Origin of the sequence: Polynucleobacter alcilacus (genome assembly GCF_018881545.1) — a bacterium.
In the GTDB taxonomy this organism is placed as follows: domain Bacteria; phylum Pseudomonadota; class Gammaproteobacteria; order Burkholderiales; family Burkholderiaceae; genus Polynucleobacter; species Polynucleobacter alcilacus.
In genome coordinates this window covers 1,532,206-1,558,425 of sequence record NZ_JACVQD010000001.1, presented here as the reverse complement: position 1 = coordinate 1,558,425, position 26,220 = coordinate 1,532,206, and the positions used below count along the sequence as shown (strand labels likewise).

Here is a 26,220-nt window from a genome sequence, read left to right as displayed (position 1 = left end):
AAAAACCGATTTCCGAATAAGATTGTGGCATGAACTCTCGGCAAAATGCGCCTATCTCTGCAAAATTGATCCTCAATTTAGGCCTCAAGGATCGCAATACCTTTGGCTTGGATGCTGTTGCAGATTTCGCCTACGAAATTACTGCCGCCAATCAGATACCAGGGGTCATGAGCAACATTGCCGAAAAGAATCTCGCTTGGCGCGTTTTGGGGAGCGGCAGTAATGTTATTTTGCCGGCCGTTTTGCCGGGGGCAACCTTGCTTATCAATATTGCAGGGCAAGAAATTGTTTCCTCTGACCAGACTCACACCTTAGTTGAGGTAGGTGCTGGCGTGAACTGGCATGAATTTGTAGCTTGGACCTTAGAAAATAATTTACCTAGCCTAGAAAATTTAGCCCTCATACCAGGCACGGTTGGCGCAGCACCGATTCAGAATATCGGCGCGTACGGTGTTGAACTCGCTGACTACATTGAGAGCATCGAAGCGTTTGATACTAAGACCCATGACTTTGTCACCCTTCCAACACAGGCTTGCCAATTTGCTTATCGCAATAGTTACTTCAAACAAAATCCCCATCGATTTATTGTGACAAAGGTCGTTTTTAGAATCCCCAAAAACTGGGAAGCGCGCATTCATTACGCAGACTTGGCAAAGCAATTTATCGATAACCCCAAGCCTAGCCCGGAAGAAATATTTCTGGCTGTATGTAAAATTCGTACTCATAAATTACCTGACCCTAAAGTCATTGGCAACGCTGGTAGCTTCTTTCAGAACCCAGTCATACCCAATGAGCAATACGAAACCTTACTGCGGAAGCATTCCGGCTTAGTTTCTTATCCCGATGTCCCTGGTAAGCGCAAGCTAGCTGCTGGATGGCTGATTGATCAATGCGGCTTTAGAGGTCAGCGGATGGGGGAAGTAGGCGTATATGAGAATCAGGCTCTGGTTCTTGTGAACCATGGCAAAGGTACCGCACAAGATATTTTGGAGCTCGCACAGTGCATTCAGAATAAAGTGCACGAAGAGTTTGGGGTGAGCTTAGAGATTGAACCCAATATCTTCTAATTATTTAGGCATTACCCAACTCTACTAATTCTGGATATCTTTTAAGCAAAGCCATCTTCCCCTGATTTAATCTCTTGACCCAACCCGGTCCACGAGAAAGCGCATCAGCCCAGGCATTTCTAACTAGATCTTCATTGCCAGCGTCAAATAGAACTTTAAATATTGCAGCTGCCTGAGCTATATCCTTGTTTGATTTTGCGCGCTCACTCGTAGGTCGCTCGCCATAAATAATTAACTTATGAACTGCATATCGCTCGGGGGCTGGGATATTTACAATACAAGCCCCTTCTGTGGATAACAAAACCGCCTGGGTGGTGCCTACCAATGAAAATTCCATAAATTTTAAGCACTCCAAAGCCAAACCTAATTCAGGCAGAACAACAGGGCCACCACTCCTGGTTTGGGGGGTGACAAAATCTAGGCGTAATTCAGGATCTTTGGGGTTTCGATATTGCGCTCCAGTTTTTCCAGAAAACTGAGTAATCGGTAAAAGGCCCATTTCTAAAGAATTCAGTGCATCGTGCACTGAGATTTTGACGTTCGCACCCAAAGCAATAGAGACATTTTTACCTGCATGAGCAAAATCCACATCCATAGTCAAATTGGAAGATAGCCATTTCACACCCAACATATTGCCCATTGCAAGAAACGCGTGAGTGCCAATTAAAATGCCGCCCGCCCCAAAAAAACCATATTGCTCGAGGCGATTGACTACCCTAAAGTGCTTTGTCAGGGTGCATGCACATCCAAGTGCCTCGGCTGATCTGGCTAGACCTCTAATGTTTTGAGTTAAATCATCTAACTTGAGTTCTTGGTATTTTTTGATTAATTCAGTTACGCGCTGATCCTCAGGGCCGACATAAGCCATTCGACCAGCGCCATCCAAATCACGATATCCGTAATAAATATAAGACCTTCCCTTTTGGGTTTGCTTATGAAAGGCGCCAGGTAAAGTCCGTAAGCGATCAATATTTTGGATGCGTAACTGATCTTGCAGTTCAGCATAAGCTGTCTGCGCCGACATAGAGAGTGGTTGATATAAGGGACCGTTCATTTAGTTATTATACATAAATTTATTTGTATAATAACCGTAATGAGATCATTTCTTAACCATGCTGGCAGAATATTTTGTCTATGCTCAAAACATCATTGACGCTGTTGTTCTACCTCTGAGAATTGGACCTCAGCCTGACCTTCTGCCAGACGCACCTGAAATACATTTTCTGTATTGAGCTCATTTGGTTTACGCACTGCATGCAGTTGGTCTTCTTGCTTACTCAGAATGACTGCGTAGCCGCGCTCTAAGGTTCTCTGTGGATTGAGCATTTCTAATTGCAACTGATGATGTGATTGATTGCGTTTCCAATTTTCCATGCGAACTGACCAGGCTTGATTTAAGCGCTGTTGCCAGCTAGTGATTTGCTCACGCATCCGATGAGGGTTAGGTAGCGCATGACTTAAGCGCAAGGCTAGTTGATCTAATGTTTGAGCTTCACGTTCTACGCGTTGAATGACTCGCTGCAGCAGGGCTTGCTTGATGGCCTCTAACTCCTGCAACATCTGGTCTTTGCGTGGTGCAGCAAGCTCAGCAGCGCCTGTAGGCGTAGGCGCCCTCAGGTCTGCAACAAAATCCGCAATTGTAAAATCCGTTTCGTGACCTACACCACTCACTACCGGAATAGGTGATTGCGCAATGGCATAAGCTAACTGTTCATCATTAAATGCCCAAAGGTCTTCGATGCTGCCGCCACCTCGCACTAACAAAATGACATCGACCACATTTTCTTTTGCAGCGGCTTTGAGAGCAGCAATCATTCCCGATGGTGCATCCGGTCCTTGCACTAAGGTGGGATAAATCACAATGGGGATATGGGGTGCCCGTCTAGCCAAAGTACTCAAGACATCTTTTAAGGCTGCTGCTTGGGGTGAGGTAATGATGCCGATTGAACGCGGATGAGACGGAATCTCACGCTTACGCTCTTCATCAAACAAACCTTCTTTTGCTAACTTAGCCTTGAGCTTGAGAAAAGCTTCATACAAACCACCCATGCCAGCACGACGCAAGGTTTGAATGGTGAGCTGAATATCGCCTCTCGGCACATACAGACCCAAACTCGCACTCACCTCAACCAAGTCGCCTGACTGCGGCATGAAGCCAACCTGACCATTACGACCGCGGAACATGACGCAGCGAATTTGCCCCTCTTCATCCTTTAAGGAGAAATACCAATGCCCGCTGTCATATGCCTTGAAATTGGAAATCTCCCCGCTAACCCAAACGGTGTCAAAGCGCTCCTCTAAAGAGGCGGCAATGGCGCGGTTTAGATCGCCAACACTGAGTATTTCCCTTGATATTTCCAACATATTTTCTCTTTTTCTACAGGGCCATCTGGCTTAGACGGCGATAAATATCCACAGAAGCTTATTCGCTATGGGTCTAGTAGTAAAAGTAAGTAATTACTGACCCAAAACGTCTCATAAATCCAACAACAGAAAAATAAGTCATTGATTTATATGGCTAATTTTTCAATCTCTCAACACGCTATGTAAGACAGATCCTAGCTCTTTCACCATCAATCAAGGACTTACAGGGTAATAGTAAAAAAGTTTTGCACAGAGTTATCCACAGGCTAGCTTTCTGAAAATGGCTTTGTAATTCAGCTAAAGTACTGAGCTTATGTACTCAATCTTACTATCCGCTGGCTGGCCTATTTGGCCTCTCTTAATTATTTCCATTATTGGCTTGGCTATTGTCCTGGAGCGGTCTTGGTATCTACGCCAAATCAACATCTTCCCTAAGGACAGCCTAGAAACCGCTTTTGGCCTTTCCAATCAACTACTGAATCAAAAAGGGCTAACAGAGGCTCAAATTAAGGATTTGAGCCAACTCTCACCAGCAAGCCCCCTATTTGCCTGCGTTTTGAGAGAAAAGCTAAACGGCAGCAGCGCTGAGGGTGCGCTTGAAGAGCTCCAGGCAGTAGCCCAAACAACCTGGTTCAAGCTCGACCGCTATTTAGGTATCTTAGCCACCATCGCCACCGTTGCCCCTTTATTAGGTCTATTTGGGACTGTAGTCGGAATGATTGAGATTTTTGGCAGCCAGGGCGCAATCAGTGGAGCTGGTAATCCACAACAACTGGCTCATGGAATTTCCGTGGCGCTTTACAACACGGCTTTTGGTTTGTTAATTGCTATCCCCGCACTTGCCGCTTGGAGAGGCTTACGCGCAGTTGCGAATCAACGCCAACGGGAGTGTGAAGAATTCACACGTCAGTTATTTAAAAAACTTTACCCAACAGAATCTACCAAATGAGTTGGCTCAGCATGCATTCCCATTCCAAGAGCGCGTTTTCTCTCGGCATCAAAACAGAATCTGCTGAACCCGAAATTAATCTGATTCCGTTTATTGATGTCTTGTTGGTGGTACTGATTTTCTTAATGATCTCCACAACTTTCACACGCTATCAAGAGTTAGCGATCACCCTACCGACAGCGAATGGCACAGAGAGTCAAGCGGATAATAAGCAAATTCATATTGCCGTCAGTCGCGATGGTCGTTTTGCTATTAACGGTAAAGTAACTGATCGCTCACAACTGAGTAGCGCATTAAACCAACTCGCTAATCAGGGTGGGACTACCAAGGATAGCGCTAGCAATATGCAAGTCAATATCGATGCTGATGCCAGAGCCCCACACCAATCAGTCATGAGCGCATTGGAAGCCGCGCGAGATGCCAACCTTTCAAATATCGTATTTAGCAGTCAAACTAAGAAATAAAAAAGAAGATCAGTAAACACGCCATGTCCTCTTCCTTATTTCGTAAAGCACCTCAGTTTTGGGAAAGGCGTGGCCCCACTAGCATCCTACTCTGGCCTTTGTCATGGGTTTATGGCAGCGTCATACGCGTTCGTAAACTCATTCAAGATCTTGGCATTAGCAACAGTCATTCTGCACCAGTACCGATCATCATCGTTGGCAATATTCGTGTAGGTGGCACCGGTAAGACACCGATTGTGATTGCGCTTGCAGAGCGTTTATCTCAACTGGGATGGAAGCCAGGGATTATTAGCAGAGGGTATGGATCGGCAGCTCAACTCTATCCTCTCCAAGTCCATAGCGACTCTGATCCGCTATTAGTTGGAGACGAACCGGTACTGATTGCTCAGCGCACTCATAATCAAATTCCGATTTGGGTTTTTCCAAAACGCCAAAAGAGCATCAAAGCCTTACTCAAGCACTCTCCCGAAGTCAATGTCATTATTAGTGATGACGGTTTACAACACGGCGGCTTAGCTCGCTGGCCTGCGCGTGAAGGCGGTCGCGACATTGAGTTTGTTGTACGTGATGCGCGCGGTGAAGGCAATGGTTTCTTATTGCCCGCCGGGCCGCTACGCGAACCTGCCAGTAGGGATCGGGATGCAACTCTCTTTACCGAAAAGACAAGCGATATAAAGAGTGGCTTGCTTGATGAATACTATAAAGGTCGGCGTGCTTTTACTTTAGAAGGCAAGTTAGGCGCAACTTATCAACTCATCAATCCCTCCAATACCCAAACTCTTGTACAAATTGCAGATCAATTTTTACCCAACAAAATTACTGCAGTTGCCGCCATTGGGAATCCACAGCGTTTCTTCAAGAGCCTCCAAAATGCGGGTATTGCTGGCAAATGCCTACCACTTCCAGACCATGCAACTTTCACACCAGAATTTTTTACTGGAATTAATGCCCAGTGCATCCTGATTACTGAAAAAGATGCCGTGAAGTGCTCTGCAATTGAGGATGAGCGGATTTGGGTAGTACCCTTGTCGCTTGATCTCCCAGATAGCCTTGCAGATTGGCTGCAATCCATCTTGCAAAGACCCGATCCACAGCGCTATACCTTATAGCGCTAAACTGATTGAATTGAACACAATAGAAAATTATGGATAAACGTCTTCTCGATATTTTGGTTTGCCCTTTATGTAAAAGTACTTTGCATTTAGATGCCAATCAGCATGAACTCATTTGCAAAGCAGATCGTCTGGCTTATCCCATTCGGGATGATGTGCCTGTCATGCTGGTAGATGAAGCACGCACACTAAGTGCCGATGAAATTCTGTAATTCTTTTTTTGGCCAAATGCTTGCATGAGCGCTACACCCAATACTCTAGACTTTTTGGTAGTCATCCCTGCAAGATTAGGTTCAACCCGACTACCGCGAAAACCATTGGCAGATATTGGTGGCAAGCCAATGATTATTCGCGTTGCTGAGCGCGCTAAACAGTCACTTGCGCACAGTGTTGTCGTGGCTACTGACTCACTAGAAATTCAAGCAGTTTGCAATGAATATCAGGTTGAATGTTTGCTTACCAGCTCAGAGCATCCCACGGGTACAGACCGCATTGCTGAAGTTGCCCAGTTACTCAAACTACCGAATAACGCTTTAGTAGTCAATGTGCAAGGTGATGAGCCCCTCATTCCACCAGAGCTGATTAATCAAGTTGCGCAGACCTTGGCCGCTCACAGTAATTGCGCCATCTCGACTGTTGCCGTACCCATCTTTGATCAAACTGAAATGAATAACCCAAATGTTGTCAAAGTGGTTCTTAATCGAGATCATGAAGCGATGTACTTTTCGAGAGCCCCAATTCCTTATGTCAGAGATGCGCAAACAGGGATATCGGTAGAGCACCTGCGTCATTTGGGTATCTACGCCTACCGAGCTAACTTTTTACAGGCTTACGCCCGATTAGAACCAGCACCTCCCGAGCAAGCGGAGGCCCTTGAACAGCTCCGCGCCCTCTGGAATGGCTATCGCATCGCGGTCTATACGGCCAGTGAAGCGCCTCCAGCTGGTGTCGATACCCCAGAGGACCTCGAGCGCGTTAGGCGATTGCTAGGTCATTCTTAGGCGTAATAAGACATCAAAAGCCCCTAAGCCATCTCGGGGATAATCCTAGTCAACAGGTCTAAAGGATCCCAACAAAATACGGGACAATGACAGCTCTTCTAAGGGGAAAAAAATGCGGTTGATCCTACTCGGTGCACCTGGTGCTGGTAAAGGTACTCAAGCTCAGTTCATTTGCGAAAAATTTGCTATTCCACAAATTTCTACCGGCGACATGTTGCGCGCTGCTGTAAAAGCGGGAACAGAATTGGGTGTTGCTGCCAAAAAAATTATGGACGCTGGTGGGCTCGTATCTGACGACATCATCATTGGTCTTGTAAAGGATCGGTTAACTCAACCTGATTGCAGTAAAGGTTATTTGTTTGATGGTTTCCCTAGAACCATTCCACAAGCACAAGCTATGAAAGATGCTGGTGTTCCTATCGACTACGTTTTAGAAATCGATGTGCCATTTGATGCCATCATTGATCGCATGAGTGGACGACGTGTTCATCCAGCATCAGGTCGCACTTATCACATTCAATTCAACCCTCCAAAGGTTGAGGGTAAAGATGATGTCACTGGTGACCCACTCATTCAGCGTGATGATGATAAAGAAGAGACCGTGCGCAAACGCTTACAAGTCTATGATGATCAAACACGTCCATTGGTGGAGTACTACTCTTCTTGGGCAACCCAAGCAAACCCAACTGATAAAGTAAAGGCCCCCGCCTATCGCAAAGTGAATGGCACTGGAAATGTTGATGACATCACTACCTCTATCTTTGCTGTATTGAAGTAAAGCATTATTTTCTTTCTTTTAAAGGGGCTGCAATTGCAGCCCCTTTTACATTGTCAGGATATAAGGTAATATCTACCTGTACCACTAGGTGGTATAGTTTTGCATGATCAAAAAGCTGCAAGAGGTGGCAAAAAGATTGTTAAATTTATCAGATAACGCCATTGATATTGCAATTAGTGCAAACGAATTGAAGGAGGTGAAAAATGATGAAGAATAATCAGAAAAGTCGCATCATTCAGGAGATGCGAGAAACCATGGCGGGTTTGCATCGGTCAGGAATAATTACAAAAAAGAGTATGGCTGAATTCCAAGCCCTGCAAAACCTGGATGTCGCCCCAATGACTCCAACACGCATTAAGCGCTTGCGTACTCAAACTCGCTTAAGTCAGGCGGTATTCGCACTGACCATCAATACAAGCTTATCTACCATCCAAAAATGGGAAGCTGGTGATAAAAGTCCAAGCGGGACATCCCTTAAGTTACTATCCCTGATTGAGCGTAAAGGCTTAGAAGTCGTTCTCTAACGCTATTCCGATTACTTCAGCTCTTTGAGTGCACTCTCAAAGGATTCAATATCCGCAAAACTTCGGTACACAGATGCGAATCGGATATAGGCGACCTTATCTAAGCGCTTCAGTTCACGCATAACCAATTCACCTACCCGCTCACTAGGGATCTCTTTTTCACCCAGGCTGAGCAATTTTTCCTCAATGCGGGCAATGGCTTCATCTACGGAATCAGAGGAAACAGGGCGTTTTCTCAGGGCCAGCTTGAGGGAGCTTGCTAACTTGTCGTGGCTGTACTCAACACGACTGCCATTTTTCTTCACAATTGCAGGCAGAACCAACTCCACTCGCTCATAAGTCGTAAAGCGCTTGTCGCACTTGGCACAACGGCGGCGACGGCGAATGGTATCGCCCTCATCAGACACCCGAGTGTCCAGCACCTGGGTGTCATCGTTATGGCAAAAAGGACAGCGCAAAGTAGGCTTTCTTTAAGTGGCCAGTAATTAGCCGTAAACCGGAAAGCGCTTAGTCAACTCTGAAACCTGAGCGCGCACCTTGGCAATATTGTCAGCATCATTTGGATTGTCTAAAACATCCGCAATGAAATTACCCACCTGTCTTGCCTCAGCTTCTTTAAAACCCCGTGTCGTCATCGCAGGTGAACCTAAACGAATACCACTAGTTACCATCGGTTTTTCTGGATCGTTCGGAATACCGTTTTTATTACAAGTGATATGGGCTTCTCCCAACACGCGCTCAGCTTCTTTGCCAGTCATTTTCTTAGCACGCAAATCTACCAACATCACATGTGAATCTGTACCGCCAGACACAATCCGCAAGCCTCGAGAGATCAATGTCTCTGCTAAGGCTTGTGCATTCAATACCACTTGCTTTTGATAATCCTTGAAGCCAGGCTCTTGTGCCTCTTTAAATGCAACTGCTTTAGCAGCGATGACATGCATTAAGGGACCGCCCTGCAGGCCAGGGAATACCGCAGAATTAATCGCCTTCTCGTGCTCTGCCTTCATCAAGATAATACCGCCACGGGGACCACGCAAGCTCTTATGAGTAGTAGACGTAACAATGTCAGCATGTGGCACTGGATTTGGATAAACGCCCGCTGCGATAAGACCAGCATAGTGCGCCATGTCGACCAAGAAAATTGCGCCGACTTCTTTAGCCAATTTTCCAATGCGCTCAAAATCAATTTTTCTGGAGTATGCAGATGCTCCGGCAATTATGAGTTTGGGTTTGTGCTCACGCGCTAAGCGTTCCATTTGCTCGTAATCAATTTCTTCGTTTTTGTCGAGACCGTATGCAATTGGGTTGAACCACTTACCACTCATGTTCAAGGCCATACCGTGAGTCAAGTGACCGCCTTCAGCCAAACTCATTCCCATAAAGGTATCGCCTGGTTTTAAAAAAGCCAAAAAGACTGCTTGGTTTGCAGAAGCGCCACAATGGGGTTGCACGTTTGCCGCTTCAGCACCAAACAATGCTTTGACACGATCGATCGCCAATTGCTCAGCAACGTCGACAAATTCACATCCACCGTAGTAGCGCTTTCCTGGATAGCCTTCAGCGTACTTATTGGTAAGTTGGGAGCCTTGGGCGGCCATAACTGCTGGTGAGGTGTAATTTTCAGAGGCAATAAGCTCAATATGGTCTTCTTGACGCTTATTTTCGTTCTGAATGGCTGCCCACAAGTCTGGGTCGGTTTTGGCTAAGGTATTTTGACGGTCAAACATGGTAATAATCCTGAAGAAGTTGGATTGCTGAGTGAATTAACTTAGTAAAATCAACCTACATCATACAAAATCCACCATGAACCCTACACAAGACCTCTCCTTTCTCTCTCTAGTCCTCAATGCCAGCCTATTAGTCCAGTTAGTAATGTTGTTATTACTCGGGATGTCGGTAGCCTCTTGGGCCATCATTTTTAAGAAAACTGCCGTTTTACGAGGGGTGAGGCGAGATACCGAGCGCTTTGAGCGTGACTTTTGGTCGGGGGGTGATCTCAATACCCTTTTGGAGTCCGCTCAGCGCAATACGCGGAGCGATGCCGTCCTCGAACATATTTTTGAAGCGGGTATGCAGGAATTCATGAAAGTACGGGAAATTGATGCTGCCCGCCGTGCCATGAAAGCGACCTACCAGCGCGAAATGGACATCCTGGAAGCCAATCTCCCTTTCCTGGCCTCGGTAGGCTCTGTATCACCTTATATAGGCCTCTTTGGCACCGTGTGGGGCATCATGCACGCCTTCCGTGGTCTAGCGAATGTGCAAAACGCCACACTAGCTGCAGTTGCCCCGGGAATTGCCGAAGCACTGGTAGCGACTGCCATCGGTTTATTTGCTGCGATTCCTGCTGTGGTTGCTTACAACCGAGCAGCCACCGATGTGGATCGTCTCGCAATTCGCTTTGAAACCTTTATCGAAGAATTTACCAACATCTTGCAACGTCAAACTGCAGGTCGCTAAGCGAAACGATTAGTTATGGCCGGATCTTCTTTGCGCAAAAATAAACGTCGGGCAATGTCCGATATTAATGTCGTTCCCTATATCGATGTGATGTTGGTACTGCTGGTGATCTTTATGGTCACTGCGCCAATGGTCAATCCTGGCGTCGTGAACTTACCCACGGTTGGTGGGGCAAAAGTTCAAGCCTTACCACCGGTCTTTTTAACCATCGACGCAAACGAAAATGTGATCGTGCGCAAAGATGGTGAGCCCGTTCAAACACTCAATAAATTTGAGTTAGGTACATTTGCAAGAACACAGGCAGAAAAATCAGCTGAGCAACCAATCGTGATTGCTGCAGATAAGTCGATTAAATATGAAACAGTCATGGATGTGATGTCCAAACTAAAAGAGAACGGTGTCAAACGCGTTGGTCTTGCTGTCAAGAGTCAATAAGGACTTAGTTTTCTTTTTATCCTTTTTATTTAGTTATGAATAGCGCACAAACATTTCCATCTCCCCACTCCCCATTTAAACGGGGAAGACTTACCAAAGAAGAAAGTACGAAACGCGCCTTTACCTTTTCATTGATAGCGCACCTAGGACTACTTGCTTTTTTGATGATTGGTATTAGTTGGAATAACAGCACACCTGCTGGAGTGGAAGTAGAGCTTTGGGATTCGGCACCTCAAGTGGAGACGCCACCTGTGCCCGAGTTAAAGACAGAGCTTAAGGAAGAGGCTGCCGACATTGCAGTCAAGAAAAAGAAGATAGAAATAGAGCCTCCAAAAAAAGAGGTAGTGAAAGAAACGCCTAAGGTGGTCAAGCCTCCTCCACCTAAGGAGAAAGAAAAAGAGCCACCTAAAAAAGCAGAAGCGCCTAAGACGCTCTCTCCAGCTGAAGTAAAAGCAAATGCCGCAGCTGAAAAAGCGCGTGCCGATCAATTGGCGCGTCTGCGGGCTGCAGCGGGTGCTGAAGGTGGTAGTGGAGGTGCTGTCGGTAGCGGTGTTGGCGCTGGTGGCAATGCACCTGCGGGATGGACAGATAAAGTCATCAAAAAAGTGAAGCCCCTGATCGTGTTTAATCCTGAATCAGTGAGTGGTAACCCTGCGGCAGTAATACAGGTGAACTTAGCACCAGATGGTGCCATCCTAAGTACCAGTATTTTAAGTTCTAGCGGTAATCCTAGTTGGGACCGAGCTGTGTTGCTGGCTTTATCCCGCGCAGAAAGTCTGCCAAAAGACGACAATGGCAAAATTCCTCAACGCGAAGTTAAGCTGACCTTTAAACCCAAGGACTAAAGCATGTTGCAATTGGTAAAGAAGTTCCATTTTTTAGTAGCACTGCTATTTGCAATTGGTGTGAGTGTAGCAACCCCCGCAGTAGCGCAGATGAATATTGAGATTACTGGTGTAGGCCAATCGCTTTATCCAATTGCAGTGATGCGCTTTAAGGAAGAAAATAAATTACCCACTAGCGTTACCGAAATTATTCGTCAAGATTTAGCTCGCAGTGGTTACTTCAAAAATACCGAGAACGGCAATGCCACTGAAAGTGATGAAGGCACACCGAACTACAAATCCTGGACAGCACGGGGTGCTGATGCCTTAGTAGTGGGCTCCGTTGTGCAAACTGGTCCTACTCAGTTTGAGATTCACTACAAATTATTTGATGTGCGTAAATCACAAAGCCTGGGTGGTCTAAACCTGAACTCCAGCGCCGATAATTTGCGCGCTGTTGCCCATAAGATTGCTGATGACATCATCTATAAATTACTTGGTGAGCGCGGTATATTTTCTACGCGCCTGTCCTATGTCATCAAGGATGGTAAACGCTACCGCCTGGTGATCTCCGATGCCGATGGTCAAAATATTCGGAATGCCATGAACAGCAGCGAACCAATTATTTCTCCCTCATGGTCACCGGATGGTAAAAAGGTGGCTTATGTATCCTTTGAAGACCGTAAGCCTGTAATTTATGTTCACGAACTAGCTACTGGTCGGCGCATTTCTCTCTCCAATCAAAAAGGAAATAACAGCGCGCCAGCTTGGTCACCCGATGGCAAAAAATTGGCTATTTCACTTTCGAAAGATGGCAATACGCAAATCTATGGCATTAACGCTGACGGCACTGGATTACATCGCTTAACTCGTGGTAGCACCATTGATACAGAGCCCCAGTATTCAGCTGATGGCCGTTACATCTACTTCACCAGTGATCGTGGCGGTAATCCCCAAATCTATCGTATGAGTGCAGAAGGTGAACAAGTGGAAGGCGCCAAAAGGGTTAGCTACAAACAGGGTTTTGTAACTTCGCCAAGAATCTCTCCAGATGGAAAATACTTGGCTTACATTGCCAATATTGGCGGAGCTTATCGTCTGTATATTCTGAATCTAGCAACCGGGGATGCCCAAGCCCTGACGGATGGGACAAGTGATGAATCGCCCTCTTTTGCTGCAAATGGTCGTTATGTTCTCTACTCCACAAAAGTGGGTGGGAAGCGTGTACTAGCTGCAGTTTCTGTGGATGGAAATTCGAAGCAGGTATTAAGCATTCCAGGATCTGATGTCCGTCAGCCGTCCTGGGGTCCATTCATGGACTGAGCCCAACTCAATCCCATCATTTTTTTGATATGCCCTTGTTTAGGGCGAATTACTCACTTTGATGGCGCTTGGGGGCATAATATTGTCTATAAGCTCAGTAATTTACTGATCTGCTTAGACAGTTTGTATGAAAAGGAAAGACCATGAAGATCTCTATCGCACGCCGCGCAGCGACACTTGCCCTGATCGGCGCAACTGCACTTTTAATGGCAGCATGCTCTAGCGTGAAGCTCGATGACGTTGATAGCGCCAATGGCAGTAGTGGTAGCGGTAATTTTGGTTCACAGCCATGGAATGATCCTAAGAGCCCTCTCTTTGAGAAAAGTGTGTACTTTGGCTTTGATGAATACACTGTTCAGACTAAATATCAAAAAATGTTGTCTGCACACGCAAGCTACTTAAAAGCCAATCCAAAACAGAAAATCATCATTCAAGGTAATACCGATGAACGCGGCACTGCTGAATACAACCTGGCATTGGGTCAACGTCGTTCTGATGCTGTACGTAAATCCCTCAACTTGATGGGGGTTTCTGATGATCAGATGGAAGCCGTCAGCTTTGGTAAAGAAAAACCCAAAGCGGAAGGTGACACTGAAGCCGCTTGGGCAGAGAACCGCCGTGCTGATATTGTTTACATTACGAACTAAATGAGGATGCCTTCAATCCCTGTAAAACAAACGCTCTCACGAGCGTTTTGTTTAAGTGCAGCACTCTTTTGCTTGGCTGCTTCTAGCAGTGCCTGGGCACTCTTTTCTGATGATGAGGCGCGCAAAGCGATTCTGGACTTGCGCAAGACTCTAGCCACTACCCAGCTTGAGTTGCAGGGTCAGATTGATAAGCTCAAAACTGACAATGCAGAACTCCGCGGCAAAATTGAAGACCTCGAGAAGCAAGGCGAAGACATCAACTCAAGTCAAAAGACTTACTACCAAGATCTAGATACCCGTTTAGGTAATTTTGAGCCTCGCACTATCACCATTGAAGGGGTGAGCGGCATCGTTCAGCCAGGTGAGAAAAAAGCCTATGACGATGCTTTGAAGGCTTTTCAGGCGGGTAGTCTCAAGAAAGCGGATGAGGGCTTTTCTGCATTTGCAATCAAGTACCCCAAAAGCCCCTATTTACCTTTAGCACTTTACTGGGGTGGCAACAGTAAGTACGCCAACAAAGATTACTCCGGAGCCATTAATCAACTACAAAACCTGATTAAGAAATATCCTAACCATCCACGCATTCCAGCGGCGATGGTGACATTGGGTAATGCGCAATTGGAGAGTGGTAACAAAGCGGCCGCCAAGAAAACCTTTAGCGAAATTATTACTAAGTATCCCGATACTGAAGCCGCTAAAGATGCTCAGCAACTCTTAGCTTCTACCAAGTAATCCATCTCATGTCTCAGCTGTCCGCAGCATTTCAGAATCTAGCGCCCCGCAAAACCGGTGCGCCAGCAGTGATCCTATTTTCTGGTGGATTGGATTCCACTACTATTCTCGCGCTAGCAAAAGACTTAGGCTACACACCTTACGCACTATCAGTCGCTTATGGCCAGCGCCATTCCTCAGAACTAGCTGCAGCAAAACATATTGCCAAGCAAATTGGTGTGGTTCGTCATGAAGTGGTTAATTTAGATCTCACCCGCTTTGGTGGTTCCGCCTTAACTGATTCCTCAATAGCCGTTCCGACTACGCCCGGTAAAGATCAAGAAATCCCCATTACCTATGTACCCGCACGCAATACGATATTGTTGTCACTAGCCTTGGGTTGGGCAGAGTCCTTAGGCGGTTTAGATGTTTTTTATGGCGCTAATGCAGTCGATTACTCTGGATATCCTGATTGTCGCCCCGAGTATGTCGCCTCTTTTGAGCACATGGCTAACTTAGCAACCAAAGCGGGTGTAGAAGCCATCAATAATGAAAATCGCTTTCGGGTCCACGCCCCCATCATCAGCCTGACTAAAGCCGAGATCATTCAACTGGGGAGTACTCTAGGTGTGGACTACTCGCAAACAGTATCTTGCTATCAAGCAAATGACTTAGGCGAGGCTTGTGGTGAATGCGAGTCCTGTCGTCTCCGCCAGGTAGGCTTTAAGCAAGCTAATGTGAGTGACCCTACTCGCTACAGAAAAAACAAATAAGAAATTGCTTTTATTTAGCTGGTGATTTGGCTTGGGCTTCAAGCATCCTAGCTACATAACGCGCAATCAAATCTACCTCAAGGTTGACAGCATTACCCTGCTGCAAATGACCCAAGGTGGTATTTTGCAAGGTATGGGGAATAACATTGATATTCACAATGCAAGAGTTTGCAGTGTCTTCTGTTTGATTCACCGTTAGTGAAACCCCATTCACAACAATTGATCCTTTGTATGCCAAAAAGAGAGCTAACTCCTTCGGAGCTTCAATGCGCAAAAGCCAAGAACCGTAAGCGTCATTGGCCACTTGCGAAAAGTGCGCAACTTTGCCAAACCCATCAACATGCCCGCTGACCAAATGGCCCCCTAGGCGATCTTGTAATCGCAGTGCCTTTTCGAGATTGACGGGTCCAGGTTGATCTAAGCCTACTGTTTTATTGAGCGATTCACGTGAGATATCGAGAGAAAAGGTATTGCCCTCAAATTGAGTAGCAGTCATACACGCGCCTTGGATAGCAATACTGTCACCCATCACTACATCATCCAAGTACCCCGTAGGCACTTGCACCACCAAATGCAGACCATCACCCTTTGCTTGAGCGCTCTGAATTTGACCAATGGCAGTAATAATTCCAGTAAACATAGAGTAATTTTAGTTCTTAATGTATCTGAGTCTGACATCGGGGCCAAAAAGACTGTGATCAATTACTTGCCAATCTTTTCTCAAATCCAATGAGGGTAACGTGGGTACATTAGCCATACCAATGCCATCACCGATAAAAAATGGTGCGTAGTAAAGCAGCAGCTCATCAACGCAATTTTCCCTCAACATCGATCCATTGAGCTTAAAGCCTGACTCAATATGAATCTCGTTCATTTCACGGTCTTTGGCAAGATAGGCAAACAGCGCTGGTAAGTCGACTTTGCCAAATGCATTTGGCATGGCAAGTACTTCAACTCCAAGCGCTTCAAAAGCCCGTACCTTTTCTTGGCTAGCAGGTGAATCTCGTTCTGCGCAAATCATCATGACACCCAATTGCTCAATATTTCTCAAGATCTTTGAATTGAGTGGAGTCTCTAACTTCGAGTCAATGATGATGCGCCACGGTTGCCGCTCGGTAATGACCTCTCTGACATTGAGAGAAGGATCATCCTCTTTTACGGTACCAGCACCTGTGATGATGGCGCATGCTTGAGCACGCCAGTGATGGCCATCAGCACGAGCGAGTGGGCCAGTAATCCACTGACTTTGACCATCGGGCAAAGCAGTTTTGCCGTCAAGACTGGCAGCGATTTTCATACGAACCCAGGGCACGCCACGTGTCATTCTAGAAATAAAGCCACGATTAAGTGCTTGCGCCTCTGCTGCTAATAAACCAGAGTGCACTTCAATACCGGCAGCATGCAACCGCCCCAATCCTTTACCCGCAACCAAGGGATTGGGGTCACTCATAGCGGCGATCACTTTTGCAGGCTTGATCGCAATCAGCGCATCCACACAGGGAGGAGTTCGACCAGTATGGTTGCATGGCTCTAAAGTGACATACACTATCGCACCTTCAAGAGAATTCCCTTTGGATTTAGCGTCAGCAATAGCCTGAACTTCTGCATGGGCCTGGCCTACTTTTTGAGTAAAACCACGTCCGATCACTTCTCCTGCTTTGACAATGACACAACCTACCCGCGGATTAGGATTAGCTAAATAAAGGGCTTTTTGAGCTTCGGCTAATGCCTCACTCATAAACTGATGGTCAACTGCGCTGTACATGGGTCTATTAAACCATTCAATGACAGCGTTTTACATCCCTAGCGGGATTACAGATACGCCAACGCCCGCCACTGCCCAAAATAAGCTGACGCTCAAGTTCAGGAGCCCTGCGGTGACCCAAGATTAAACGGTTGGCAACAAAGCCACCTTGGCCAGTTTTAGCTGCACCAGCGGCATTAAATAAAATACCCTTTTTGCCAGAGTGCGGATCCTGAAACTGCTTGCCACCGCCCTTAAAGTAAATCGGGTCTATAGCACTTTGGGAGAACCAATACTTAGGAATGCAGTTAGGTTTAGCTATTTTCGTCAGACAGCCACTCTGAATAAGCCACCCCCAATCCCAACTCTCTGAGCTATTGGGTATTGGTCTATCCATAGAAACAGGGCTTATCAAAACTGCTTCGCCCAAATGTAATGCTTGCTGTCTCGCTAAATGGGCATGAGCGATAAACCGCCTAGCAATGAAATCAATTTCTCGGGCTGCAACCTGATCTCGCAAAAGGGGCATGGAGATGATTGTCATGATGGCGACAATACACAATACCGCCATCAACTCCAGTAGGGTTGCACCAGATTGTTGGTGAAACTGTTTACTCAAAAACTTGGCGCCAATTTAAGCGAGTGGCAATACCCGATTTTTCATCTAGAAATACATGCACTTGTATTGCAGGTGTTGACTTGCTCGTAATTAACCAATGATTTTTGGCAATCGATTGAATAAAACAAGCGCTCTCATTCAAGGCAGAAAGGTTGGAGAGATTTTTCTCACAAGTAAGCACAGATTTTTCTGCTTCAATAAATCCTTGTTGAGCTATAGCAATGGTTTTGACTTCCACCATTCGTAAAGCAGTGAGGCGCTCTAAGCAAACCAATAAGGAAGAACAGAGAAGCAGTAAGGAGGCAACCCACGCCAAAATCATGGCAGATTCCGAGTGCTAAAAGTACGTTCAAGCCTGATATTGAGTGCTACGCCATCAGTCATCTGAAGCTCTACCTTATATAACTTCTGTCCTAATTCAGCTGATTGCATTGAGCTATTTAGCTCCTCTATTAACAAGCTATTTACCCCATTCATGAGAGTAGTATTTTGCTTTCGACCTTCACGATCGAGTGACTGACAAACTAATGATCCACCATTCACCTTCACACCTTTCGGAATGCCTGCTTGTCTATCCACCAAAAAACCTTGATATGCCAATTGATTTTTAGTTCGATCCTTACTAAGAACATTGCCGATGCAATCTAAATCAATTCCATTGGATAATTCATGTCGAATGACTATCGCGTCAGATCCGCGATAGCCCGTTTTTTTCTGAACGTCTAGGTAAGTATTCTTTGAAGCATTTTTCGTAGGCTGCTGACTAGAGTTAATGTTGCGATAACCCGCCATTCGAATCGCACGGCCAATGAGTTCAAAAGCACGTTCAGCCTCAGAAATTAGTGCCTGTGTTTTTTCATGCTGGACTTGCTTCGCCAGCAAATCAGCGCTTGTTTTTAATAGTGGATTTAACAGCGCCATGCTGATTGCGAGTGCGACTAGGCATTCGAGGAGATTCATTTATGAGGCCTTTAATAGCAAAGTCATCATTTGCTCTAAGGTGCTCGCTAATCTCAAAAGCATCTAATTCCTTTCTGAGTTGAATTCTTGTGTTTTCTTCTTGAGTAATGCGTAGCGTCAGGTTTTGATAAGTTCCCAACATGGTCATCCAAGACCCCAAAATGAGGCTCATGGCCAGTAAAACCTCCAGCAAGACAAAGCCGTTGGATTTATCTAGCGGCTTTTTGGGTAAAACTTGCTCTGCGAAGTACATGCCAGTATTTTCAGGGGGTCGTGCAGACCTTCAAACACTTTGCCTAGGCTCTTACTGTCAGAAAGCTGGGATATTCCTGTAGTACTCAACCGTATTCGCGTCCTCAGCTTAAAATAGAGGGCTATGCCAAATACCCTCGCCTCCACAGAAGAAATCATCGCCGAACTGCGTGCCGGCAAGATGGTCATTCTCGTCGACGAAGAAGATCGTGAAAACGAGGGGGATCTCGTTTTAGCTGCCGATCACGTCACCGCCGAGGCTGTTAATTTCATGGCAAAGCATGGCCGTGGTCTGATTTGCCTCACCTTAACTCGGGAGCGTTGCCAACAACTCAACCTCCCCCTGATGGTCCGTGATAACGGTGCAGCTATGGGGACGAATTTCACAGTTTCTATTGAGGCCGCTACTGGTGTCACTACTGGCATCTCTGCTGCTGACCGAGCATTAACTATTCAGACTGCTGTAGCTCCGAATGCAAAGCCAAGCGACTTGGTCCAACCTGGTCATATCTTTCCTTTGATGGCGCAACCCGGTGGCGTCTTAATTCGTTCAGGACATACTGAAGCGGGTTGCGATCTTGCTGCGATGGCAGGTTGCTCCCCAACTGCGGTGATTTGCGAAATCATGAAAGACGACGGCAGCATGGCACGCCTGCCAGATTTGCTCGAGTTTGCAAAAGAACATCAATTAAAAATTGGTAGCATCGCAAACCTCATTCAGTACCGCAGCCAAAATGAAAGCATTGTGGTGCGAGAAGGTAAACGGGAATTCGTAACCCCTTGGGGCAAATTCGAGGGCATTATTTATCGCGATACTCCCAGCTCATGCGTACATATTGCCTTAGTGCATGGCAAGCCAACAGAAGCTCAAGAAACCCTAGTGCGAGTTCATGAGCCAGTTACTGTCTTGGATTTCTTGGACTCTAATGTCAGTAACCATTCTTGGCCGCTAGGACAAGCGCTACAGCAAATTGCTGCTGCTCCAGCGGGTGTCGTAGTGTTATTAAATGCTGCAGGTATTGCCGCCCCGAATGATGCAGATTGGTTAGCGCAGTTTCAGAAACTCAATCAAGCCAAAGGTGAAGTCAAAAAACCTTTGGCACGCAAAACTGACTTTAGAAGCTATGGTATTGGCGCCCAAATTCTGAAAGATATTGGCGTAGGCAAGATGCGCTTACTGGCCAATCCAAGTCCTGTTCCCAGTTTGTCTGGCTACCAATTAGAAGTGACTGGCTATCAACCATATAGCCCTCAATCTTAAATTCACATTCTTTATATAGAAAACGATCATCATGATGAACAATGACTTTGTCGGCGTATTAGAAGCAGACCTCAATGGTCAAGACCTGCGCGTTGGCATTGTGCAAGCACGCTTCAATGAAGAACACTGTGTTGCCTTAACAAAAGCATGCATCACTGAATTAATTGCACTAGGGGTTTCGCAAGCGGATATTAAATTAGTCACTGTACCTGGCGCACTAGAAATCCCCTTTGCATTGCAAAAACTCGCTGAGACTGGTGAGTTTGATGGCCTCGTTGCCTTGGGTGCTGTGATTCGTGGAGAAACCTACCACTTTGAACTTGTCTCGAATGAGTCCGCTGCAGGTGTAACTCGCGTTTCCATTGATTCAGGCCTGCCAATTGCTAATGGCATTTTGACTTGCGATACTGATGAGCAGGCAAAAGCCCGCGTGGTAGTGAAAGGCGCAGACTGTGCCAAGGCTGTAGTGGAAATGGCCAACCTGGCTTTAGCACTGACTCCCGATATTGATATCGAAATCAATTCTAGTGAAGAGTAATTATTGAAATGACTAAACCTACTCTCAGCCCAGCGGATCCTCAAGTAAAGAAAGATGCTAAATCAGCGGCGCCTAAACGCTCACTGACACCACGTCGTCGTGCTCGTGAGTACGCACTTCAAGGCGTATATCAAAGCTTGGTGTTACGTCGTGCCGGAAGCATTCCAAATGGTTCAGCGATTGCCAAACAATTAGCGGAAGACCCCGCCTTTCGTCGTTGCCAATTAGAACTGTTTCAAGGAATTTTTGAAGGCGTCCTAGATCGCACCGATGAATTAGAAGCCCTCATTACACCAGCCTTAGATCGCCCTATTAATGAACTTTCTCCAGTAGAGCATGCGGCTTTACTGATTGGCTCTTATGAGCTTGCCATGGACCTCTCAGTCCCTTATAAAGTAGCAATCAATGAGGCTGTTGAGCTTGCGAAAACCTTTGGTGGTACTGATGGTTACAAGTACGTCAATGGAGTATTGGATTTGCTGGCACAAACACTACGCAGCACTGAAATCCAAGCGGGGTAAGTCTGTACTTATTAAGCTCTTAGTAAGCTCTTACTTTTTTAGATAAACCAAGTCCCAAATACCGTGGCCTAACTTAAGGCCGCGGTTCTCAAATTTAGTGACTGGCCGATAGGATGGTCTCTGAACATATCCTGCTTGCCCCGCCTTCAATTGCTCTAGTGTGGGCTTAAATTCATTTGAGGTTTTGCCAGGGCTAGCAATATCTGCTTCGCTAAACGTTTTCACCTGAATTTGATCGTCAGAAGTATTTTGTAATTCTGGCTCAGCATTTAATACCAACAACATTTGTTCGGCATAGTTATGCCAATCTGTAGCCAGATGCAAATAGGCGCCCGGCTTTAACCTAGATACCAGCAAACACACAAACTCAGCCTGTATAAGACGGCGCTTATGGTGACGCTTCTTGTGCCAAGGATCAGCAAAATAAATATGAATGCCGTCCAAAGAATTCGGAGCAATCATCTTTTCTAAAACTTCCACGGCATCATGTCGAATGAGACGTAAATTGGTGAGACGATTTTCCCCAATGAGTTTTAATAAAGCCCCAACCCCTGGGAGATGTACTTCAATTGCTAGAAAGTCATCACTACTTCTCAGGGCAGCGATTTGGGCACTGGTCTCACCCATACCAAAACCAATTTCCAAAATCTTGGGATTGCTTGAGCCCTGGAATGCCTCAACTAAGTCGAGTATTTTTTCCTGAAACGGAAGAAGGTATTGAGGGCCAAGTTCATCAATCGCTCGCTGTTGTCCGGCAGTTGTTCTACCTGCCCTTAATACAAAGGAGCGAATACGGTCAAAGCGTTTTTCTGCTGCCAGAGACGTCAACTTATGCCACTACTTTCCTAAAGTAGGCAATCGTCTCTTTCAGGCCATCTTCTAAATTGACCTTTGGTTGCCAACCCAGCTTGGCCTGAGCTAAATCGATATTTGGCTGGCGTTGCTTTGGATCATCCGATGGTAAGGGCTGGTGAATAATCTTGGATTTACTGCCCGAGAGCTTAAGAATTGTCTCAGCCAACTGCAACATCGTGAACTCGCCTGGATTACCAACATTAACTGGGCCTGTGAAACCCTCTTCAGAGTTCATCATCTTGACCATGGCATCAATTAAGTCATCGACATAGCAAAAGCTGCGGGTTTGCTGACCATCACCATAAATCGTAATGTCTTTACCCTGCAGGGCCTGGACAATAAAGTTACTCACCACCCGCCCATCATTCGGATGCATGCGCGGACCATAGGTATTGAAAATACGCACTACTTTGATATCGAGATTGTGTTGACGGTAATAGTCAAAAAAGAGGGTTTCAGCGCAACGCTTACCCTCGTCATAACAAGAACGAATACCGATGGGATTAACCTTGCCCCAATATTCCTCTGGCTGTGGATGCACTTCTGGATCGCCATAGACCTCGCTAGTAGAGGCTTGCAAAATTCTAGCGCGCGTTCTCTTTGCAAGGCCCAGCATGTTAATTGCCCCATGTACGCTGGTTTTGGTTGTTTGTACTGGATCGTATTGATAGTGCACTGGAGAAGCTGGGCAAGCTAAGTTATAGATCTGGTCAGTCTCAACATAGAGTGGAAAGGTCACATCGTGACGCATCAGCTCTAGCTTTGGATTGGGTAATAAATGCGCTAGGTTTTCTTTAGTGCCCGTAAAGTAGTTATCGACTACCAATACGTCATTACCCTCTTTGAGAAGCTTCTCGGTTAAGTGAGAACCCAAGAAGCCAGCGCCGCCGGTGATGAGGATTTTGTTCATTTTATTTAGATAGCAATTCCAACAGTATTAATAATGTTTAGGAGAATTCCAGCCAGCTGAACGGTATGCATAAACTACTTCAGCTAAAACAATCGATAGCGATGTCATAAAGAATATCAGACCTAATACAAAGGTCCAAACAACATAGTCTGTTTGCAATGAGCGGACCGCGCCTGCTTGAAAGAAAAAGAGCTCTAAGACCGTTAAAGAAATAAAAACGCCACTCAAGACAACAAAGAAAATAGCTACTGTACATAAACGGCCACGAGTCTTAGCTTCATCTGCTTCCTTTGCCATATATCGAATCGTTTCTTCATCCTTCACATCACCTCGATGGATGACCTGCTGTATTGCACGCATGCGATCCACTGATCGGGCAAGACGAGAGGAGATGGCATTAATGAGGGTCGCAACCGCAGTCAATAAAAAGACTGGCGCTAATGCCAATTGAATATTATTCGTAATCGCGTCAATTGATGAATCCATATTAATTTCTAAACCTTTTCTTATGTATATCTCTAATCACTTTATTTCGTTAATGCGACCAGGCGATAAGGCCGGTGTAGGAGGTAATTAAAACCAGCAGACCAAATACAATTCGGTACCATGCAAAAGGAATGAAGTTATGGTGAGCCACATAATGAATCAACCATCGCACGCAAACAAAGGCGGAGATGAATGCAGCAATAAAACCCACCACAATCGCTAGCGTAAATTCTCCTGAGAAAGCTACCGGTGCTTTCCAAAGCTTGAGCAGCTCATAGGCAGTTGCGCCGCCAATAACTGGAATGGCTAAGAAAAAAGAGAACTCGGTTGCTACTGCACGAGGCAGACCAAATAACATTCCGCCAATAATGGTTGCGCCCGAGCGAGACGTACCCGGAATTAAGGCGGCGCACTGCGCCAAACCCACTTTTAACGCATCTAAATAAGTGAGGTCATCTACCGAATGAATGTGATTGCGCGAGCTCGAGATTTTTTCTTGGCGACGCTCTGCCCAAAAAATGATTAAGGCTCCCACTATGAAAGCACTGGCCACTGGTATCGGCGAAAACAATACTGCCTTAATGTATTTACCAAACACGAACGCCAAACCCATTGCCGGAATAGATGCGATCAGCAAGTTCAAAACAAAACGACGGGAATTAGCATTCTGAGTAAAAGATGAGGCTACCTTTAAAAGCTTGGCCCTAAACTCCCAGCAGACCGCCAAAATAGCGCCAAACTGGATAATGACCTCAAAGGCTTTTCCCCTGTCGTCATTAAAGTCTAATAAATCGCCGACCAAGATAAGGTGACCGGTGCTGGAGATTGGCAAAAATTCCGTTAAGCCCTCCACTACCCCCAGAATGACTGCCTTGAGTAACAAAATAAGATCCATCGGCAAATTTTATAGGCAAGCCAAGCAAACGCAGACTATTTGGCAAAATAGTCGCTAAATAAGCATTCTGGATGAATAAGCCTTAAACTTCATGGCACATTGAAAAGTATCCGATTTAGATGACTCACACCCGCTTTCGCCGCTCACGAACCACCATACTTGGTTTAATCCTGAGCCAGGCGCTCGGCCTCAATTCGTGGTCACCCCCTGTTTTTGCCCAAAGTCCCAAGGACACTGCAAGACCTGCGTTACCGACACCGGTCAGCGCGTCCTCATTGCTTGGCCTCGAGCAACCCCCATTATTTGTTCCGCCGCCCAAAGCCGCCCTCCCAACTAGCTCTGCGCCATCTAATGTGACCGGCAATATAGCCACTGATAACAAAGCACAGTTCAATAATTTGATCCAGCTTTATCAAGAAGCAGCCTTTAGCGACCCCGTATTAAACGCGGCGCGCTTTAATTACCAAGCGAGCAAAGAACTCTTTTGGCAAGGTTTGTCGCTCTTGCTTCCACAGGCTAATGCTACGCCTACCGGTACACGCTATTACCAACATGGGGCAAGTACAACCTTAGTGTCTAGAGATCCAGGAAATTCTCGGGTATTTGATCAAAAGAGTTATACGGTTACCTTAACCCAGCCCGTATTTAACGTTGCAGCTCTTGAAGCTTTTAAGCAGGGTGACCTCAATACTAAGATTGCAGATATGCGGTTTTATTTAGCGCAACAAGATTTAATTATCCGCGTATCTCAAGCGTATTTCGATGCGCTCACTAGTCAGGATAATGTTGAGCTCTATCGCAATAAAAAGGGTTTAATCAAACAGCAACTTGATGTCGCACAAGCCAAATTTGATGCAGGACTGGCTACCATTGTTGACGTCAATACAGCACAGGCTGCACTTGATTTAGCAAACTCACAAGAAATTGCAGCTCAAGCAGACCTGATCGTTAAAAAAGGTGCCTTAGAACAATTGGTTGGTCGCCCAGTGGGACTCCTACTGCCCTTAGTAAAGGATGCCAAGATAGATGGCGTCCTGAGGGATCCTCGATCCAAAACGAAAGATGGCAAGGGGTATCCCATCGCTGATAGCGTCAACCCAATACTGCCACCAGGTCAAACATTGGATGACTGGATCAATCAGGCCGAAGCAGCGAACTTCAACGTGTTAGTTGGGCAACTTTCCGTCAGTTTGGCTGAGAGCAGCTTTCGGGCGGCCCAGGCCACAAACTATCCTTCAGTGAATTTTGTAGGAACAAGTGGCTATAACACTTCAAACGGAACGCCAAATAGTTATACGCCGAATAATACGAATGTCTATAACAATACTATTGCCTTACAAATGAGTATTCCTTTGGTGTCTGGTGGCTACAATAGTTCTGTCATTAGACAGAATGCAGCTTTACTTGATGCCGCTAAAGCAAACTATGACAATGCGCGACGCACAGCCGCTCAAAGTACTCGTGCCGCTTTCACTGGTTTTTATGGTGGATTGGCTAGTGTGAAGGCTTATGAGGCTGCAGAAAAATCTACAAGTTCGGCTCTTGAATCCAGCAAACTGGGATTTCAGGTGGGTACTTTAATCAATATCGATGTCTTGATCGCTCTGGATACTCTCATCACCACAAGATCACAACTTCTACAAGCGCGTTACAGCACCATTCTGAATGCAATCAAATTGAAAGCACATGTTGCAGCTTTAACGGATGAAGATTTAATCGCAATTAATAGCTTGTTGCGCTAAAA

33 protein-coding genes are annotated in these 26,220 nt (G+C 46.0%); 19 read left to right on the top strand and 14 right to left on the bottom strand.

Annotated elements, in window-relative coordinates; all coding sequences use genetic code 11:
- Positions 1-29 precede the first annotated feature (29 nt).
- A complete protein-coding gene (gene murB / locus ICN45_RS08040; RefSeq protein WP_216175150.1) occupies positions 30-1,067 on the top strand; it encodes a UDP-N-acetylmuramate dehydrogenase in 1,038 nt (345 codons plus the stop codon).
- Between the two features lie 4 nt (positions 1,068-1,071).
- Here the strand turns inward: murB and ICN45_RS08035 are convergent, their stop codons facing one another.
- Together ICN45_RS08035 and xseA are read right to left on the bottom strand one after the other, a co-directional pair.
- Positions 1,072-2,121, bottom strand: a complete 1,050-nt coding sequence (locus ICN45_RS08035; protein ID WP_216175149.1) for a nucleotidyltransferase family protein — start codon at positions 2,119-2,121, stop codon at positions 1,072-1,074.
- 92 nt (positions 2,122-2,213) lie between these two features.
- Positions 2,214-3,431, bottom strand: a complete 1,218-nt coding sequence (gene xseA / locus ICN45_RS08030; RefSeq protein WP_216175148.1) for an exodeoxyribonuclease VII large subunit — start codon at positions 3,429-3,431, stop codon at positions 2,214-2,216.
- 313 nt (positions 3,432-3,744) lie between these two features.
- On the opposite strand from xseA, the gene ICN45_RS08025 reads away from it, so the two are divergent.
- From ICN45_RS08025 to ICN45_RS07995, 7 genes are all read left to right on the top strand, one after another.
- On the top strand, positions 3,745-4,380 hold the full coding sequence (locus tag ICN45_RS08025; protein ID WP_216175147.1) for a MotA/TolQ/ExbB proton channel family protein: 636 nt from the start codon (positions 3,745-3,747) through the stop codon (positions 4,378-4,380).
- The gene (locus tag ICN45_RS08020) at positions 4,377-4,844 is read left to right on the top strand and encodes an ExbD/TolR family protein (RefSeq protein WP_216175146.1); all 468 of its coding nucleotides are present in this window, start codon (positions 4,377-4,379) and stop codon (positions 4,842-4,844) included. Before ICN45_RS08025 ends, ICN45_RS08020 begins: the two co-directional genes overlap by 4 nt.
- A 23-nt stretch (positions 4,845-4,867) precedes the next feature.
- A complete protein-coding gene (gene lpxK, locus ICN45_RS08015) occupies positions 4,868-5,953 on the top strand; it encodes a tetraacyldisaccharide 4'-kinase (protein WP_216175145.1) in 1,086 nt (361 codons plus the stop codon).
- A 35-nt stretch (positions 5,954-5,988) separates the two neighbouring features.
- Positions 5,989-6,168: a Trm112 family protein gene (locus ICN45_RS08010; protein WP_216175144.1), complete on the top strand. Its 180-nt coding sequence runs from the start codon at positions 5,989-5,991 to the stop codon at positions 6,166-6,168.
- Between the two features lie 24 nt (positions 6,169-6,192).
- The gene (gene kdsB / locus ICN45_RS08005; protein ID WP_216175143.1) at positions 6,193-6,957 is read left to right on the top strand and encodes a 3-deoxy-manno-octulosonate cytidylyltransferase; all 765 of its coding nucleotides are present in this window, start codon (positions 6,193-6,195) and stop codon (positions 6,955-6,957) included.
- A 112-nt stretch (positions 6,958-7,069) separates the two neighbouring features.
- The gene (gene adk, locus ICN45_RS08000) at positions 7,070-7,735 is read left to right on the top strand and encodes an adenylate kinase (protein ID WP_216175142.1); all 666 of its coding nucleotides are present in this window, start codon (positions 7,070-7,072) and stop codon (positions 7,733-7,735) included.
- Between the two features lie 203 nt (positions 7,736-7,938).
- Positions 7,939-8,259, top strand: a complete 321-nt coding sequence (locus ICN45_RS07995) for a helix-turn-helix domain-containing protein (protein ID WP_255531124.1) — start codon at positions 7,939-7,941, stop codon at positions 8,257-8,259.
- Positions 8,260-8,270: 11 nt separating this feature from the next.
- Here the strand turns inward: ICN45_RS07995 and nrdR are convergent, their stop codons facing one another.
- Positions 8,271-8,717 carry a transcriptional regulator NrdR gene (nrdR, locus tag ICN45_RS07990; protein ID WP_216175141.1) on the bottom strand — a complete coding sequence of 149 codons (447 nt, stop codon included), beginning with the start codon at positions 8,715-8,717 and terminating at the stop codon, positions 8,271-8,273.
- 27 nt (positions 8,718-8,744) lie between these two features.
- Positions 8,745-9,989 (bottom strand): serine hydroxymethyltransferase, encoded by a 1,245-nt coding sequence (gene glyA, locus ICN45_RS07985; protein ID WP_216175140.1) that lies wholly within the window; start codon positions 9,987-9,989, stop codon positions 8,745-8,747.
- Between the two features lie 76 nt (positions 9,990-10,065).
- Here glyA and tolQ point away from each other — a divergent pair, with 76 nt between their 5' ends.
- The 7 genes from tolQ (at position 10,066) to queC (ending at position 15,435) form a co-directional block, all read left to right on the top strand.
- Positions 10,066-10,722, top strand: a complete 657-nt coding sequence (gene tolQ / locus ICN45_RS07980; RefSeq protein WP_216175139.1) for a protein TolQ — start codon at positions 10,066-10,068, stop codon at positions 10,720-10,722.
- A 15-nt stretch (positions 10,723-10,737) separates the two neighbouring features.
- On the top strand, positions 10,738-11,157 hold the full coding sequence (gene tolR / locus ICN45_RS07975) for a protein TolR (RefSeq protein WP_216175138.1): 420 nt from the start codon (positions 10,738-10,740) through the stop codon (positions 11,155-11,157).
- Between the two features lie 35 nt (positions 11,158-11,192).
- The gene (locus ICN45_RS07970; protein WP_216175137.1) at positions 11,193-12,002 is read left to right on the top strand and encodes an energy transducer TonB; all 810 of its coding nucleotides are present in this window, start codon (positions 11,193-11,195) and stop codon (positions 12,000-12,002) included.
- 3 nt (positions 12,003-12,005) lie between these two features.
- A complete protein-coding gene (gene tolB, locus ICN45_RS07965) occupies positions 12,006-13,304 on the top strand; it encodes a Tol-Pal system beta propeller repeat protein TolB (protein WP_216175136.1) in 1,299 nt (432 codons plus the stop codon).
- 143 nt (positions 13,305-13,447) lie between these two features.
- Positions 13,448-13,951, top strand: coding sequence for a peptidoglycan-associated lipoprotein Pal (pal, locus tag ICN45_RS07960; protein ID WP_216175135.1), 504 nt, complete (start codon positions 13,448-13,450; stop codon positions 13,949-13,951).
- Positions 13,952-14,683: a tol-pal system protein YbgF gene (ybgF, locus tag ICN45_RS07955; protein ID WP_216175134.1), complete on the top strand. Its 732-nt coding sequence runs from the start codon at positions 13,952-13,954 to the stop codon at positions 14,681-14,683.
- Between the two features lie 8 nt (positions 14,684-14,691).
- The gene (queC, locus tag ICN45_RS07950; protein WP_216175133.1) at positions 14,692-15,435 is read left to right on the top strand and encodes a 7-cyano-7-deazaguanine synthase QueC; all 744 of its coding nucleotides are present in this window, start codon (positions 14,692-14,694) and stop codon (positions 15,433-15,435) included.
- Between the two features lie 10 nt (positions 15,436-15,445).
- Here the strand turns inward: queC and ICN45_RS07945 are convergent, their stop codons facing one another.
- Genes ICN45_RS07945 through ICN45_RS07920 form a run of 6 tightly spaced genes read right to left on the bottom strand, consistent with a single transcriptional unit; the run spans position 15,446 to position 19,011 of the window.
- A complete protein-coding gene (locus ICN45_RS07945) occupies positions 15,446-16,075 on the bottom strand; it encodes a riboflavin synthase (protein ID WP_216175132.1) in 630 nt (209 codons plus the stop codon).
- A 9-nt stretch (positions 16,076-16,084) separates the two neighbouring features.
- Positions 16,085-17,200 carry a bifunctional diaminohydroxyphosphoribosylaminopyrimidine deaminase/5-amino-6-(5-phosphoribosylamino)uracil reductase RibD gene (ribD, locus tag ICN45_RS07940; protein WP_216175131.1) on the bottom strand — a complete coding sequence of 372 codons (1,116 nt, stop codon included), beginning with the start codon at positions 17,198-17,200 and terminating at the stop codon, positions 16,085-16,087.
- 16 nt (positions 17,201-17,216) lie between these two features.
- Positions 17,217-17,798, bottom strand: coding sequence for a pilus assembly FimT family protein (locus ICN45_RS07935; RefSeq protein WP_255531123.1), 582 nt, complete (start codon positions 17,796-17,798; stop codon positions 17,217-17,219).
- Positions 17,791-18,120, bottom strand: coding sequence for a hypothetical protein (locus tag ICN45_RS07930; protein WP_216175130.1), 330 nt, complete (start codon positions 18,118-18,120; stop codon positions 17,791-17,793). Before ICN45_RS07930 ends, ICN45_RS07935 begins: the two co-directional genes overlap by 8 nt.
- On the bottom strand, positions 18,117-18,758 hold the full coding sequence (locus ICN45_RS07925) for a hypothetical protein (protein WP_216175129.1): 642 nt from the start codon (positions 18,756-18,758) through the stop codon (positions 18,117-18,119). The genes ICN45_RS07930 and ICN45_RS07925 overlap by 4 nt, the downstream gene beginning before the upstream one ends.
- Entirely contained in the window at positions 18,682-19,011 is a 330-nt protein-coding gene (locus ICN45_RS07920) for a type IV pilus modification PilV family protein (protein ID WP_216175128.1), read from the bottom strand. Before ICN45_RS07920 ends, ICN45_RS07925 begins: the two co-directional genes overlap by 77 nt.
- 123 nt (positions 19,012-19,134) lie before the next feature.
- Between ICN45_RS07920 and ribBA the strand changes: the two genes are divergently transcribed.
- From ribBA to nusB, 3 genes are read left to right on the top strand one after another with little or no spacing between them, the layout of a single operon-like run.
- Positions 19,135-20,271, top strand: a complete 1,137-nt coding sequence (gene ribBA / locus ICN45_RS07915) for a bifunctional 3,4-dihydroxy-2-butanone-4-phosphate synthase/GTP cyclohydrolase II (RefSeq protein ID WP_216175127.1) — start codon at positions 19,135-19,137, stop codon at positions 20,269-20,271.
- A gap of 31 nt (positions 20,272-20,302) precedes the next feature.
- A complete protein-coding gene (gene ribH / locus ICN45_RS07910) occupies positions 20,303-20,809 on the top strand; it encodes a 6,7-dimethyl-8-ribityllumazine synthase (RefSeq protein WP_439650785.1) in 507 nt (168 codons plus the stop codon).
- An 8-nt stretch (positions 20,810-20,817) separates the two neighbouring features.
- On the top strand, positions 20,818-21,330 hold the full coding sequence (nusB, locus tag ICN45_RS07905) for a transcription antitermination factor NusB (protein WP_216175126.1): 513 nt from the start codon (positions 20,818-20,820) through the stop codon (positions 21,328-21,330).
- A gap of 30 nt (positions 21,331-21,360) precedes the next feature.
- Here nusB and trmB read toward each other — a convergent pair whose 3' ends face one another.
- The 4 genes from trmB to ICN45_RS07885 are packed head-to-tail and all read right to left on the bottom strand — an operon-like array spanning position 21,361 to position 24,476.
- The gene (gene trmB, locus ICN45_RS07900; RefSeq protein WP_216175124.1) at positions 21,361-22,158 is read right to left on the bottom strand and encodes a tRNA (guanosine(46)-N7)-methyltransferase TrmB; all 798 of its coding nucleotides are present in this window, start codon (positions 22,156-22,158) and stop codon (positions 21,361-21,363) included.
- Between the two features lies 1 nt (position 22,159).
- Positions 22,160-23,095: a UDP-glucuronic acid decarboxylase family protein gene (locus ICN45_RS07895; protein WP_216175122.1), complete on the bottom strand. Its 936-nt coding sequence runs from the start codon at positions 23,093-23,095 to the stop codon at positions 22,160-22,162.
- 27 nt (positions 23,096-23,122) lie between these two features.
- Positions 23,123-23,581: a DUF2721 domain-containing protein gene (locus tag ICN45_RS07890; RefSeq protein ID WP_216175120.1), complete on the bottom strand. Its 459-nt coding sequence runs from the start codon at positions 23,579-23,581 to the stop codon at positions 23,123-23,125.
- Positions 23,582-23,630: 49 nt separating this feature from the next.
- Entirely contained in the window at positions 23,631-24,476 is an 846-nt protein-coding gene (locus tag ICN45_RS07885) for an undecaprenyl-diphosphate phosphatase (protein WP_216175119.1), read from the bottom strand.
- Positions 24,477-24,595: 119 nt separating this feature from the next.
- Between ICN45_RS07885 and ICN45_RS07880 the strand changes: the two genes are divergently transcribed.
- Positions 24,596-26,218 carry a TolC family protein gene (locus ICN45_RS07880; protein ID WP_216175117.1) on the top strand — a complete coding sequence of 541 codons (1,623 nt, stop codon included), beginning with the start codon at positions 24,596-24,598 and terminating at the stop codon, positions 26,216-26,218.
- The last annotated feature ends 2 nt before the right edge of the window (positions 26,219-26,220 follow it).

Bases quoted from the DNA above. Each gene is read 5' to 3' on its own strand.
- murB (WP_216175150.1), top strand. From the start codon at position 30: ATGAACTCTCGGCAAAATGCGCCTATCTCTGCAAAATTGATCCTCAAT.
- ICN45_RS08035 (WP_216175149.1), bottom strand. From the start codon at position 2,121: ATGAACGGTCCCTTATATCAACCACTCTCTATGTCGGCGCAGACAGCT.
- xseA (WP_216175148.1), bottom strand. From the start codon at position 3,431: ATGTTGGAAATATCAAGGGAAATACTCAGTGTTGGCGATCTAAACCGC.
- ICN45_RS08025 (WP_216175147.1), top strand. From the start codon at position 3,745: ATGTACTCAATCTTACTATCCGCTGGCTGGCCTATTTGGCCTCTCTTA.
- ICN45_RS08020 (WP_216175146.1), top strand. From the start codon at position 4,377: ATGAGTTGGCTCAGCATGCATTCCCATTCCAAGAGCGCGTTTTCTCTC.
- lpxK (WP_216175145.1), top strand. From the start codon at position 4,868: ATGTCCTCTTCCTTATTTCGTAAAGCACCTCAGTTTTGGGAAAGGCGT.
- ICN45_RS08010 (WP_216175144.1), top strand. From the start codon at position 5,989: ATGGATAAACGTCTTCTCGATATTTTGGTTTGCCCTTTATGTAAAAGT.
- kdsB (WP_216175143.1), top strand. From the start codon at position 6,193: ATGAGCGCTACACCCAATACTCTAGACTTTTTGGTAGTCATCCCTGCA.
- adk (WP_216175142.1), top strand. From the start codon at position 7,070: ATGCGGTTGATCCTACTCGGTGCACCTGGTGCTGGTAAAGGTACTCAA.
- ICN45_RS07995 (WP_255531124.1), top strand. From the start codon at position 7,939: ATGATGAAGAATAATCAGAAAAGTCGCATCATTCAGGAGATGCGAGAA.
- glyA (WP_216175140.1), bottom strand. From the start codon at position 9,989: ATGTTTGACCGTCAAAATACCTTAGCCAAAACCGACCCAGACTTGTGG.
- tolQ (WP_216175139.1), top strand. From the start codon at position 10,066: ATGAACCCTACACAAGACCTCTCCTTTCTCTCTCTAGTCCTCAATGCC.
- tolR (WP_216175138.1), top strand. From the start codon at position 10,738: ATGGCCGGATCTTCTTTGCGCAAAAATAAACGTCGGGCAATGTCCGAT.
- ICN45_RS07970 (WP_216175137.1), top strand. From the start codon at position 11,193: ATGAATAGCGCACAAACATTTCCATCTCCCCACTCCCCATTTAAACGG.
- tolB (WP_216175136.1), top strand. From the start codon at position 12,006: ATGTTGCAATTGGTAAAGAAGTTCCATTTTTTAGTAGCACTGCTATTT.
- pal (WP_216175135.1), top strand. From the start codon at position 13,448: ATGAAGATCTCTATCGCACGCCGCGCAGCGACACTTGCCCTGATCGGC.
- ybgF (WP_216175134.1), top strand. From the start codon at position 13,952: ATGAGGATGCCTTCAATCCCTGTAAAACAAACGCTCTCACGAGCGTTT.
- queC (WP_216175133.1), top strand. From the start codon at position 14,692: ATGTCTCAGCTGTCCGCAGCATTTCAGAATCTAGCGCCCCGCAAAACC.
- ICN45_RS07945 (WP_216175132.1), bottom strand. From the start codon at position 16,075: ATGTTTACTGGAATTATTACTGCCATTGGTCAAATTCAGAGCGCTCAA.
- ribD (WP_216175131.1), bottom strand. From the start codon at position 17,200: ATGTACAGCGCAGTTGACCATCAGTTTATGAGTGAGGCATTAGCCGAA.
- ICN45_RS07930 (WP_216175130.1), bottom strand. From the start codon at position 18,120: ATGATTTTGGCGTGGGTTGCCTCCTTACTGCTTCTCTGTTCTTCCTTA.
- ICN45_RS07925 (WP_216175129.1), bottom strand. From the start codon at position 18,758: ATGAATCTCCTCGAATGCCTAGTCGCACTCGCAATCAGCATGGCGCTG.
- ICN45_RS07920 (WP_216175128.1), bottom strand. From the start codon at position 19,011: ATGTACTTCGCAGAGCAAGTTTTACCCAAAAAGCCGCTAGATAAATCC.
- ribBA (WP_216175127.1), top strand. From the start codon at position 19,135: ATGCCAAATACCCTCGCCTCCACAGAAGAAATCATCGCCGAACTGCGT.
- ribH (WP_439650785.1), top strand. From the start codon at position 20,303: ATGATGAACAATGACTTTGTCGGCGTATTAGAAGCAGACCTCAATGGT.
- nusB (WP_216175126.1), top strand. From the start codon at position 20,818: ATGACTAAACCTACTCTCAGCCCAGCGGATCCTCAAGTAAAGAAAGAT.
- ICN45_RS07895 (WP_216175122.1), bottom strand. From the start codon at position 23,095: ATGAACAAAATCCTCATCACCGGCGGCGCTGGCTTCTTGGGTTCTCAC.
- ICN45_RS07890 (WP_216175120.1), bottom strand. From the start codon at position 23,581: ATGGATTCATCAATTGACGCGATTACGAATAATATTCAATTGGCATTA.
- ICN45_RS07885 (WP_216175119.1), bottom strand. From the start codon at position 24,476: ATGGATCTTATTTTGTTACTCAAGGCAGTCATTCTGGGGGTAGTGGAG.
- ICN45_RS07880 (WP_216175117.1), top strand. From the start codon at position 24,596: ATGACTCACACCCGCTTTCGCCGCTCACGAACCACCATACTTGGTTTA.